Below are 11,727 nucleotides of genomic sequence, written 5' to 3'. Positions count from 1 at the left end.
GACTTCCCCTGCCCGGTGGCAGCGGTCGAGCGCCTGACGAGCGACCGGCCACACTCGGCAAGTCGGCCCTTCGTGCCCGAGACGGAGGACGTAGATTCGAACTCTGCATGCGGGGAGAGGAACAGGTCGGGGACGGGAAAGGAGGCCGGATGTCCGGCACGTCCGGCAGCGCACCTCCGCCCACCCGCGGCGGGCCGCCCCCTGCGATCGACCTGTCGGAGCTTGCCGCCCACGCACCGGACGGCCTGGCCGTGGTCGACGAGGACGGTCTCTTCGTCCAGCTCAACAGTGCGGCGGTGGTGCTCTGTGCCCGCCCGGTCGACGACCTGATCGGGATGCGGGCACCGTTCGAGCTCGCCTCGGGGTTCTCCGCCGACTCACTGGGGCTGCTCGACGACGGCGCCACCGAACAGATCTGCACCTGGGCGCCCGCGGCCGGGGTGCACCGGGAGTTCGCGTACCGGACCCGTCCGCTCCCGCAGGCGCCCGGCCGGACCGTCGTCGCCTTCCGCGACGTCGGAGCCGAGCGGCATCGCCAGCGCCGGGTCGCGGCCATCGCCCGCTCGTCGGTGAAGATGGCGTCGGAGGGCTCGATCACCGCGACGCTGGACGCACTGGCGCGTGAGGTCCTCCAGGCCGATGCGCTGGCGGGAGTGCAGATCCTCACCCTCGACGAGTCGGGTGCCGGTCTGCAGATCATGGGCTCGGCAGGCTTCCGATGCTGGCCGGACTTCTTCGAGCGGCTCATGCAGTGCCGGGAGCGCGGCGCCACCCTGGAGATGATCGAGGCGTTCGAGCGCCGCGAGCCCGTCGTGGTCCCGGACCGCTGGGACATGATCCAGCGCGATCCCGCGTGGGAGCCGATGCACGACTACCACGCCGAGCTCGAGTGGGGCTGGTTCGCCAGCGTCCCTATCGTCATCCGGGGTCGGCCGGCGGGGATCCTCAACGCCTTCTTCGCGCCGGGCCAGGTGGTCGGGCAGCGCAACCTGGAGTTCCTGCTGGCCATGGCCGAGCAAGCCGCCGTGGCGATCGACTACGCCGCGCTCCTGCAGAACGAGCGGGAGCTCGCCCGCCGCGAGGAGCGTCAGCGGCTGGCGCGCGACCTGCACGACTCGATCGTGCAGCAGGTGTTCTCCATCGGCATGCAGGCCAAGTCCATGGAGGTCCTCGCCGCGCGAGGGGCGAGCGTCCCCGCGGAGAGCGTGCGGCGGGTCGCGGACGAGGTCGGGCTGCTCGCGAAGACCGTACTGGCGGACCTTCGGACGATGGTGCACGAGCTGCGACCGTCGTCGTCGACCCAGCTCGGCCTGGCGGAGGCCGTGCGGGCACTGGCGGAGAGCACGACCAACCGGACCGGGCTGCGGTTCAGCCTCAGCGTCCGGCGCACCTTCGACGAGGTCCCGCCGGACATGGCCGAGGACGTCTACCGCATCGTGGCCGAGGCCATCCACAACGTCGTCAAGCACGCCGAGGCGGGTCACGTGACGATCCGCATCGGTATCCGGGAGCACGCGTTGACGGTCTCCGTCGCCGACGACGGTCGCGGGATCCGAAAGGCCCGGGCGGAAGGTGGCCGCGAGGCGGGCGGCGGCTACGGACTCACCAGCATGCGCGAACGCGCGGCGCGCTGGGGCGGGACCGTCCGGGTCCGGCCCCGCGCGGTCGGCGGGACCTCGGTGCGGGCGGTCGTGCCGCTGCCTCGGGCCTGGGCGGCGCCGGATCCCGACAGCGACACGGGGGCCGAGGTCAGCACGTCATGAACGCGCCCAGTAGTTCGAGCGCGGCGCGCAGCCCGGAGGGCCGGGAACAGGTGCGTGTGCTCATCGTGGACGACCATGCGGTCGTGCGCCGGGGTATCCGCGCCTACCTCGAGGTACTCGACGACCTGCAGGTCGTGGCGGAGGCCGGCGACGGCCAGGAGGCACTCGACAGGCTCGAGGCGATGGCCGCCCACGGGGAGCTCCCCGACGTCGTCCTGATCGACCTGCTCATGCCGAAGATGGACGGCGCTGCCGCGACCGCCCGCATCACCGAGTGCTTCCCGGGGGTGCGGGTCGTCGTGCTGACCAGCTTCGGCGAGATGGAACGCGTCCACGCCGCCCTCGCGAACGGGGCCTCCGGGTACCTGCTCAAGGACGCCGAACCGCCCGAGGTCATCACGGCGATCCGGGTGGCCGCGCGCGGCGACGTGTTCCTCGACCCGGCCGTCGCCCGCCGGCTCACCCAGGAGATCGTGTCCCCGCCGACCGGGATCGGCGCGCTGACCACCCGGGAGCGCGACGTCCTGGTCCTCGTCGCTTCGGGACGGTCGAACCAGGAGATCGCCGACGAACTGGTGATCAGCGAGCGCACCGCGCGAACGCACGTCAGCAACGTCCTGCGCAAGCTCCAGCTGACCTCCCGGACCCAGGCGGCGTTGGTGGCCGTCCGGGCGGGGCTGGTCCCGCCGCAGAACTGAGGCGTCCGGAACGCGGCGACGCCGGCCCGGACGGGGGCCGGCGTCGCCGCGTTCCGGATCAGACGGTGGCGGCGGTGCGCCATCCGGGCTGGTAGGTGTCACGCGCCATGGCGGTGTAGGGCGCGGGGCTCACGATCGCGCGGACCGGGAACTGCTCGTGCGGCTGGACGGTGGTCTTCTCGGAGCCGCCGTTCGGCTCGCCCCAGATGACCCGGACCTCGGCGCCCAGCGGGACGTCCGGGTTGATCGTGGCCAGCGAGAGCGCCTTGCGCTCGTTGGCGCTGTAGCCGGTGAACATCGAGAGGCCGACGGTGTTGCCGTCCCCGTCCTTCACCGCATCGAAGTTCGACGAGCCGTAGTTGGCGTTGGGCAGGTCGAAGAACTGGTAGCCGGGGGCCTCGGAGACCGGCGATGCGAGCAGCGTGGCGACGTCCTCGGCATTCCACTCCAGCGTGACCTTGCGGCGCTGGGTCGCCGGGTCGATGGCCTCGAGGGCGCTGCGGCCGATGAAGTCGTGGTCGAACTTCACGAATCCGCCGTAGCCGAGCTCCCACGGGTTGAGGTAGTAGTCCTCGATCCTGTCCGAGACGAAGCTGCCGGCGAGGGCGTTGATGGCCTCGTAGCTGGTGGCGCCCAACCACTCGCGGTAGGGGCGCAGTTCCTCGGCGGTGTAGATGGCGGGCAGCGGCGAGGGGATCCAGCCGGACTCGAGGGTGTTGCAGGAGTAGGCGCGGGCCCCGGCCGGCTCCAGGCCGAACTCGTGGCCGGCCTCCAGGATGGCCTCGCGGACCTTGTCGTAGGTCTCGTACGGGCCCCAGATCTCCAGGCCGGGCGCTCCCGCCATGCCGTGGCGCAACGTGCGGACGCGCTCACCCGCGACATTGAGGTAGCCCATCTTGAAGAACTTGACCTGCTCGACGGTGCCACCGTTGACCTTCTCGATGACCTCCCAGGCGCGCGGGCCCTGGATCTGGAAGCGCCACACGTCACGGGTGACCTGCTTCCCGTAGGGGCGGGACGGGGAGCGGTCGTCGAGGCGGATGTCGAGGTTGTAGCCCGTGCTCCCCTGGAACTGCAGCCAGTTGGCCACCGGCGCGCGGCCGACGAAGACGAACTCCTCCTCGGCGAGCCGGAACAGGATGCCGTCCCCGATCACGCCGCCCTCGGGGGAGACCGGGACGAACTGCTTGGCCGAGTCGACCGGGAACTTCGCGGTGCTGTTGATGCCGGTGTCGGTGAAGAGCTTGAGTGCGTCGGGGCCCGACACCCACAGGTTGGTCATGTGGTGCGACTGGTCGAACAGCACCGCGGTCTTCTGCCAGGCGATCACCTCGCGGCGGAAGTTGGTGAACTCGGCGGGCACGACCGGGTAGATGTAGGCGCCGAGCTTGGAGTTGCGCAGCAACTCGACGGTGTTCCCGGACTCGTCCAGCAATTCCTGAAGGTTCTTGGCGCTCATCTGCCACCGTTCTCGGTCTGCGTGTTCTGCGCTGATGCACGGCCAGACGTGGGGTCGACGGCCATCGTGGCTCACGCTACGGATTCGGCGATGCCCGGCGGCACCGTGGAATGGCGCGAGACGAGCGGCCGGGACCGGCCGGTCGCACTACGTCATGCGACGTACGGCGAGTCACGACAACAGCGCGATGGCCCGAACGAGCCACGGCCCTAGCGTCGGACGTATATATCGTCGGCGGCGCGTCCACGCGGCCCGACCGAGGGAGCCTCACATGACCAGCCAGAGCAGGCCGGACCTGCCGGGAACCTACGTCTTCGACGGCCCGACCAGCCGACGTGGGCACAACATGAACAAGCTGTTCATGTCGCTGACCGACGCGGGTGCCCGCACGGAGTTCCTGGCCGACGAGACCGCCTACTGCGCGCGGTTCCGGCTCTCCGACGAGCAGACGACCGCCATCCTGCAGCGCGACTGGCAGGCGATGCTCGACCTGGGAGGCAGCATCTTCTACATCTACAAGCTCGCCATGATGGACGGACGCTCCATGCAGTACCTCGGCGGTGTGTTCACCGGGATGTCCGAGGACGACTTCAAGGCCGCGATGCTGGCAGGAGGGCGCACCGATGTCTGAGGTGATCTGGGGTCTGGCGACCTCGCACGTCCCGTCGATCGGCGCCGCGATGGACCGCGGGATGATCGACCAGCCGGTGTGGGCGCCGCTGTTCGAGGGCTATCGGCCCGCCCGGGAATGGCTGGCCCGGAACACCCCTGACGTCGCGATCCTGGTCTACAACGACCACGCCAACGGCGTCGACCTCGACATCGTGCCGACCTTCGCGATCGGCACCGCCGAGACGTACCGCGTCGCGGACGAGGGCTTCGGCCGGCGCGCCGTCCCGGACGTCGTCGGCGATCCCGACCTGTCGTTCCATCTGCTGGAGAACCTGGTGGACGAGGGCTTCGACCTGACCGTCTTCCAGGAGCTCGACGTCGACCACGGGTTCACCGTGCCGCTGTCGGTGTGGACGCCGGAGCCGGGCGACGCCTGGCCGTGCCCGGTCATCCCGATCATGGTCAACGTCATCCGCTACCCGCAGCCGACCGCTGCCCGCTGCTACGCCCTGGGCCAGGCCCTCGGCCGGGCGATCGCGAGCTACCAGGGCGCGGGGACGGTCGGCATCCTCGGCACCGGCGGCATGTCCCACCAGCTCGCGGGCGCCCGGGCGGGCTTCATCAACCCGACGTTCGACCACATGTTCCTCGATGCGATCGAGAACGACCCGGAGAAGCTCGCGTCGCTGAGCCGGGAGGAGCTCATCCGCCAGGCGGGGTCCGAGGGCATCGAGCTGATCATGTGGCTCGTCATGCGGGGCGCTCTCCACAAGCAGGTCCGCAAGGTCCACTCGGCCTACCACGTCCCGGCGTCCAACACCGCCGCCGGACTCGCCCTGTTCGACAACCGGGTCGCCCAGCCCGCTTGAACGCCGACGGCTCGGGCGTAGCCGCGAGGAGTAGCTGATGACGATCGACCTGCCCTGCCGGGCGTCGGCCCCGCGGGGCGCGGTGCCCCGCGCCGGTCGGTGCCTGGTGATGGGCATCGTCAACGTCACGCCCGACTCGTTCTCCGACGGCGGTCTCTACGAGCACACGGCCGCGGCCGTGGCCCACGGCACGTTCATGTGGGAGGCGGGAGCCGACTACGTCGACGTCGGTGGCGAGTCGACCCGGCCCGGCGCGGAGCGCGTCGAGGTCGGCGACGAGCTGCGCCGGGTCGTTCCGGTGGTCGAGCGGCTGGCGGCGGCCGGGATCGCGGTCAGCATCGACACCACGCGGGCGGCGGTGGCGGAGGCCGCCGTCGGCGCGGGAGCGGTCCTGGTCAACGACGTCAGCGGCGGTCTGCACGATCCCGCGATGGCCGGTGTCGTCGCGGCGGCGGGGGTGCCGTGGGTGCTGAACCACTCACGGGGCGCCAGCCGGGACATGTACTCCGCGGCCGTCTACGACGACGTCGTCCGCGACGTCACCACCGAGCTCCTGATGCGGGTGGACGACGCGGTCGAGGCCGGGGTCGCGCCCGAGCGGCTGATCCTCGATCCCGGCTTCGGGTTCGCCAAGCGCGCCGAGCACAACTGGACGTTGTTCGCCCGGCTCGGCGAGCTGGTCGCCCTGGGCTTCCCCGTCCTCGTCGGCTCCTCCAGGAAGCGTTTCCTGGCCGAGGCCCTCGCGGGGACGAGGGCCGGCGGCCCCGCTCGCGAGCGCGACGCGGTGACCGTCGCCACCACCGTGCTCGCCGCCCAGGCGGGAGCCTGGGGGGTGCGGGTCCACGACGTCGCTGCGTCCGCGGACGCGGTGGGGGTGGTGGACCGGGTCGGGCTCAGCTCTCCCGTACCAGGTGGTCGCGGGCCGCGCCCGTAGCGACGGCGCTGCCCGTGACGAGGTGGGCCGGTCGCCATCCGCGCAGCGAGTTGAGCAGGGCCAGCCCCTCGGCCCGGGCGAGGTCCTCCGGGCGCAGGACGCGCTCACGCAGGCGGTCCGCAGCGAGCAGGTGCGCCCGCTCGACGCCGGGCAGGCAACCGCCGCCCAGCGGCGGGGTCCACCACCGTCCGTCGAGGCGGACCGCCACGTTCGCCGTGCAGGCCTCGGTGACCTCGCCGCGCTCGTTGACGATGACGACGTCGTCCGCCCCGGGGTGGCGGCGCAGTCGCGTGTCGTACGGGTCGCGCCTGCTCGTCTTGTGGCGCGACCAGCACCCGGTGGTGTCGATCGGCTCCGGGTCGACGACGAGCCGCACGGGACGACCGAGGGGGAGAGGCGGGTCGAACACATCGACGCCGAGGGTCCCGTCGCGGCGACAGCGCAGCCTGACGCGGGCCTCGCCGACCTCGCGGAGCCGGGTGTCCAGTACGGCGCGCGCCGCGGCCTGATCGAACGAGAACCCGAAGTAGTGCGCGGAGTCCGCCATCCGGGCGAGGTGGGCGTCGAGGTGGCGCAGTCCCCGGGCGGGGTCGTGGTGGAGGGTCTCCAGCAGGTGGAAGTCGTCGTGGCGTGCGTCGAGCACCCGGGCCTTGGCCCGGACCTCGGCGTACTCCTCGGCCGGCCGGGAGCTCCAGGTGATCCCGCCCCCGGTGCCGTAGTCCAGCCGCTGCCGCGTGCGGTCCAGGAGCACGGTGCGGATCGCCACGGAGAACCGCGCCCGCACCTCGGCGCTCGGCGGACCGACGATCCCGACGGCCCCGCAGTACACCCCCCGCGGTCCGCTCTCGAGCTCGCGGATCAGCTCCATGGTGCGGGCCTTCGGCGCGCCGGTGACCGAACCGCACGGGAAGAGGGCGCGGAACAGGTCCGTCAACGCGACGTCCGGGCGCACCTGCGCGGTGACGTCCGAGGTGAGCTGGTGGACGGTCTCGTAGCGCTCGGCGGTGAACAGGCGCGGCACCGTCACGCTGCCGGGAACGGCGATGCGGCCCAGGTCGTTGCGGACCAGGTCGACGATCATGACGTTCTCGGCGCGTTCCTTCTCGCTGCCCCGCAGCCGCACGACGGCGGCCTCGTCCTCGGCCGTGGTGCGCCCGCGGCCGGCGGTCCCCTTCATGGGGCGCATCAGGATCCGGTCGTCGCGCCACTCGAGGAACAGTTCGGGGCTTGCGCTCGCCACGACGAACCGGCCCAGGTCCAGGTAGGCGTTGTGCGCGCCGCGCTGACCGTGAACGAGCTCGCGGTACAGGTCGGCGGGGTCGAGGCCCGCGGGCGCCGCGGCGTGCAGCCGGGTCGTGAGGTTGCACTGGTAGGTCTCACCCGCGGCGATCCGGTCGCGTACCCGCTCCACGGCCGTGCGGTGGGCGTCGGGGCCCCACTCGCCCACCCACCGCAGGGCGGGAACCGCGGGACCGGCCGGGTTCAGCACCGCCACGTCCTCCGGGCGGTCGACGACGCCGAACCAGACCAGGGGGAGGCCGTCCACCGGCGCGTGGGTGGTCAGGCCGGGTTCGAGACCCGACGCCGCCTCGTAGGCCACGAAGCCGAAGGCCCACTGCCCCGCGCGGGTCACCCGGTCCACCTCGTCCAGAACCGGAACGACCTCGTCGGGCCGGTCGGCCCTGAGGACCTGACGGACGCCGGTGAACCGCACGGCGGTGCCGCTGATCAGGTCGTCGAACCGCCCCCAGGGCTCCGGTGCGCCGAGCATGTGTCGTCCTTCCGCGGGCGGTCTGCGGATGCCGCAGCACCAGCGATCGTGCCCTGCGCCTGCGACCGAGCGGATCGGCGGTCGGTCCGTCGATGCTCGGCCGTCCGTCGCGGCCGCGACGCCGTCATCCGACGTAGGCGGTCACCTCTGGGGAGCGTCTACGTCAGTTGTCCTGGACCGGCCGAGACAGCACGCCAGTACGGCTCCAGTCATCCGCGTCATCCCTGGTGACGAGCGTCTTTCTAGCGTCGTAGGAGGTCCGGAACCCGGCCCGGCGGCCCCGTAGAGGTGGCTTCGCAGGCGGTGCTCCCGGCATACGGCCCCGAGGAAAGGTTCGCACACGATCATGACTTCCGAGAGTCTTGCTGCGGCCATCGCCCGCGTCGGGAACCCGGTCGATCTGCTGCGCAACACCGCGGCTAGCGCCCACACGTTCCCCGTCGCCCCGGAGTTCACCAACTGGCGCTCCGAGCAGCGTGCCTGGGCCGAGACCTGCGCCCTGCTCGACCAATCGCACCACATGACGGACCTGTTCCTCGAGGGCCCGGACGCGCTGAGGCTCCTCAGCGACCTCGCCGTGAACTCCTTCGCCGGCTTCGGCGTCAACAAGGCGAAGCAGTTCGTCGCGGTCGACCCGGGCGGCCGGCTGATCGGCGACGCCATCCTCTTCCACCTCGACGACGAGCTGTTCGACCTCGTCGGTCACCCCATGGTGATCGACTGGGTGCTGTTCCACCTGGAGCGCGGGGACTACCGGGTCGTCGCCGAGCGGGACGAGAACTCGGCCGTCCGCACGTCCGGGCCGCCGAAGTTCTACCGCTACGAGCTGCAGGGCCCGAGCGCGGCCGCAGTGCTCGAGCAGGCCACCGGTACCGCGCTGCCGGAGACCAAGTTCTTCAACATGGCGGACTTCGACATCGCCGGGCACGCGGTGCGCGGGCTGCGCCACGGCATGGCCGGTCAGCCCGGGTTCGAGCTGTTCGGGCCGTGGGCCGACGGCGAGGCCGTCCTCGCGGCGCTGCTGGCGGCCGGCGCGGGCCACGGCCTGGTCCGAGCGGGTGCGAAGGCGTACTCCACCGCCAACCTCGAGTCGGGCTGGGTCCCGGCGCCGCTCCCGGCGATCTTCGGGGACGACCCGCTGCTCCAGGAGTATCGCGAGTGGCTGCCCGCCTCCGCGGTCGGTGCGATCGGCGGCAGCGTCGACTCGGACGACATCACGGACTACTACCTGACCCCGTACGACATCGGCTACGCCCGCAACGTCAAGTTCGACCACGAGTTCGTCGGGCGCGCGGCCCTCGAGGAGCTGGCGAAGAACCCGCCGCGGACCAAGGTCACGCTGGTCTGGAACAACGACGACGTCACCGCGGCGATCGGGTCGCTGCTGGGCAAGGGCCTCGGCGCCAAGTACTTCGACCTGCCGAAGATCCGGTACGCGCTGCACCAGGAGGACAAGGTCCTGGTGAACGGCGAGCAGATCGGCATCTCGCTCGACTGCGGCTACATCGCCAACGAACGCGCCATGGTCTCGCTGGCGACCATCGCCACGGAGCACGCCGAGCCCGGCACCGAGGTCACCGTCGTCTGGGGCGAGGAGCCGAACTCCGCGAAACCGCAGGTCGAGGAGCACCGGACCTGGCCGATCCGCGCGACCGTCGCGCCGGTGCCCTTCGTCCAGTTCGCCCGCACCAGCTACCGGCGCAGGTGACGGCGGCGGTGGCGAATCAGCAGAACTCGAACCCGGCGGCCAGGTCCGCCCGGCAGGCCGTCGCCGCCGCCCTGCGCGCCGCGACCTACGAGATCCTCCCGTTCGCGAGCACCGAGGAGAAGGTGCTCGATCACGTGCCCACGAACGTGCCCCTCACGGTGACCACGACCGAGGCGAAGGGGCTCGGCCCGACCGTCGATCTCGCCGTCAACCTCTGTGAGCACGGCTACCGGGCGGCACCCCACCTGGCTGCCCGCCAGGTCGAGGACCGCGCCCACCTCAGGGACATCGTCGCGCGGCTGCGCGAGGCGGGCACCGACAGCGTCTTCGTGATCGGTGGGGACGCGCGGGAGGCCGGGAAGTATCCCGACGCCCTGAGCCTGCTGGAGGCGTTGGAGGAGATCGGGCACCCGTTCTCGACCGTCGGGATCGGCGGCTACCCCGAGGGCCACGGCACCATCAGTGACGAGCTGATCGAGCAGGCCCTCAAGGCCAAGGCTCCGCACGCCACGCAGGTCATCACCCAGCTGTGCTTCGACGCGAACACGACGATCCGCTGGGCCCGCAAGGTGCACTCCGACGGCGTGGACCTGCCCATCCGGGTCGGCATTCCCGGCGCCGTCAGCCGCCAGAAGCTGATCCGGATCTCCGCAGGCCTCGGCCTGGGTCAGTCGGCGAAGTTCCTCAAGAAGCAGCAGAACATGTTCTGGCGCTTCTTCCTGCCCGGTGGGTACAGCCCCGACAAGCTGGTCGAGCGGCTCGTTCCCGCCTTCGCCCAGTCGGACAACAACCTGCAGGGCTTCCACGTCTTCACGTTCAACGACCTGGAGAGCACGGAGTCATGGCGGCAGCGCTGGCTCGCCGAGCTGTCCTGATCCCTCCCCGCGCCGGGCCACCGGTGCTCCCGAACGCTCCCACGGGCCGGCCGGAGCTGTCACCACAGCTCGTCGAACCGACCCGGTCCGTGGGAGATACCACCCGAGGAGTTCATCACCGATGAATGTCCAGGTCATCGACGGGCGCGCGTGCGCCCGCGCCCTCAAGCAGAGCCTCGAGGCGGACGTGGCCGGTCTCCACGGTGAGGGGCTCGGAATCGGCCTGGCCACCGTCGTGGTCGGCGAGGAGTACGGCTCGGCCGCCTACGAGCGGCGGTTGCACCGACTCGCGGACGAGTTCGGCGTGGCCTACTCGCCGCAGGTCCTCCCCGCGGACGCCGGGCAGGACCAGGTGATGGCGAGGATCTCCGAGCTCAACGCCGACCCCGGCGTGTCCGGGATCCTGGTACTCCGTCCGTTGCCCCCGCACATCGACGAGACCGCGGTCTTCCGGGCGATCGAGCCCCGCAAGGACATCGAGGCGGTGCACCCGGAGAACGCCGGACTTCTCGCCCTCGGTGTGCCGCGTTTCGTGCCGTCCACCGCGGCGTCGTGCTTCCACCTCCTCGACACCTGGCTCGACTCCGTGGGGGAGGACCGGGCGGACTTCTACCACCGGTCGCTGATCGTCGTCGTCGGCCGGTCCAACAACGTGGGCAAGCCGGCGATCTCGCTGGGCTACGAGCGGCAGGCGACCGTCGTGTCGGTCGACGAGTGGGCCGACCGGACCACCGGGATCGGCAGGCACACCCGCTGGGCGGACGTCCTGATCGTCGCGGCGGGCAAGGCCGGCCTGATCAAGGCCGAGCACGTCAGCGAGAACGCCGTGGTGATCGACGTCGGCATCAACCCGGCCGCAGGCGCCGACGGCAGGGTGCACATGGTCGGTGACGTCGACTACGACTCCGTCGCTCCCCGCGTCCGCGCCATCACCCCGGTCCCCGGTGGGGTCGGTCCCGTGACCGACGTCTGGCTGCTCCGCAACACGGTCACCGCGGCCCGGCTGCTCGCCGGCCATCCGATCGACGAGGCCCGCCC

Annotated in this window: 10 protein-coding genes; 8 read left to right on the top strand and 2 right to left on the bottom strand. The window is 71.4% G+C overall.

Annotated elements, in window-relative coordinates:
* The first annotated feature begins 149 nt into the window (after positions 1–149).
* On the top strand, positions 150–1,763 hold the full coding sequence (locus HF577_RS34090) for a sensor histidine kinase (protein WP_169400123.1): 1,614 nt from the start codon (positions 150–152) through the stop codon (positions 1,761–1,763).
* Positions 1,760–2,461 carry a response regulator gene (locus HF577_RS34085; protein ID WP_169400122.1) on the top strand — a complete coding sequence of 234 codons (702 nt, stop codon included), beginning with the start codon at positions 1,760–1,762 and terminating at the stop codon, positions 2,459–2,461. The genes HF577_RS34090 and HF577_RS34085 overlap by 4 nt, the downstream gene beginning before the upstream one ends.
* A gap of 58 nt (positions 2,462–2,519) precedes the next feature.
* Here the strand turns inward: HF577_RS34085 and ligM are convergent, their stop codons facing one another.
* Complete coding sequence (gene ligM, locus HF577_RS34080) at positions 2,520–3,920, bottom strand: vanillate/3-O-methylgallate O-demethylase (protein WP_169400121.1); 1,401 nt, start codon at positions 3,918–3,920, stop codon at positions 2,520–2,522.
* Between the two features lie 271 nt (positions 3,921–4,191).
* Between ligM and HF577_RS34075 the strand changes: the two genes are divergently transcribed.
* From HF577_RS34075 to folP, 3 genes are read left to right on the top strand one after another with little or no spacing between them, the layout of a single operon-like run.
* Positions 4,192–4,551, top strand: coding sequence for a protocatechuate 3,4-dioxygenase (locus HF577_RS34075; protein ID WP_169400120.1), 360 nt, complete (start codon positions 4,192–4,194; stop codon positions 4,549–4,551).
* A complete protein-coding gene (locus tag HF577_RS34070) occupies positions 4,544–5,401 on the top strand; it encodes a class III extradiol dioxygenase subunit beta (protein ID WP_169400119.1) in 858 nt (285 codons plus the stop codon). Before HF577_RS34075 ends, HF577_RS34070 begins: the two co-directional genes overlap by 8 nt.
* Before the next feature lie 37 nt (positions 5,402–5,438).
* The gene (gene folP, locus HF577_RS34065; RefSeq protein WP_211175267.1) at positions 5,439–6,335 is read left to right on the top strand and encodes a dihydropteroate synthase; all 897 of its coding nucleotides are present in this window, start codon (positions 5,439–5,441) and stop codon (positions 6,333–6,335) included.
* Here folP and pabB read toward each other — a convergent pair.
* Complete coding sequence (gene pabB / locus HF577_RS34060) at positions 6,295–8,106, bottom strand: aminodeoxychorismate synthase component I (protein ID WP_169400118.1); 1,812 nt, start codon at positions 8,104–8,106, stop codon at positions 6,295–6,297. The genes folP and pabB overlap by 41 nt on opposite strands.
* 346 nt (positions 8,107–8,452) lie before the next feature.
* On the opposite strand from pabB, the gene HF577_RS34055 reads away from it, so the two are divergent.
* The 3 genes from HF577_RS34055 to HF577_RS34045 form a co-directional block, all read left to right on the top strand.
* Positions 8,453–9,814, top strand: a complete 1,362-nt coding sequence (locus HF577_RS34055) for an aminomethyl transferase family protein (RefSeq protein WP_169400117.1) — start codon at positions 8,453–8,455, stop codon at positions 9,812–9,814.
* 8 nt (positions 9,815–9,822) lie between these two features.
* Positions 9,823–10,689, top strand: a complete 867-nt coding sequence (locus HF577_RS34050; RefSeq protein WP_169400116.1) for a methylenetetrahydrofolate reductase — start codon at positions 9,823–9,825, stop codon at positions 10,687–10,689.
* 121 nt (positions 10,690–10,810) lie between these two features.
* Positions 10,811–11,727 (top strand): bifunctional 5,10-methylenetetrahydrofolate dehydrogenase/5,10-methenyltetrahydrofolate cyclohydrolase (locus tag HF577_RS34045; protein ID WP_169400115.1); only part of this gene is annotated, 917 nt, incomplete at its 3' end.

The sequence above is a fragment of the Pseudonocardia xinjiangensis genome, assembly GCF_012911925.1.
Classification (GTDB): domain Bacteria; phylum Actinomycetota; class Actinomycetes; order Mycobacteriales; family Pseudonocardiaceae; genus Pseudonocardia; species Pseudonocardia xinjiangensis.
Note: the sequence above shows the minus strand (reverse complement) of the source record. Positions and strands in the feature narration are given on the sequence as shown.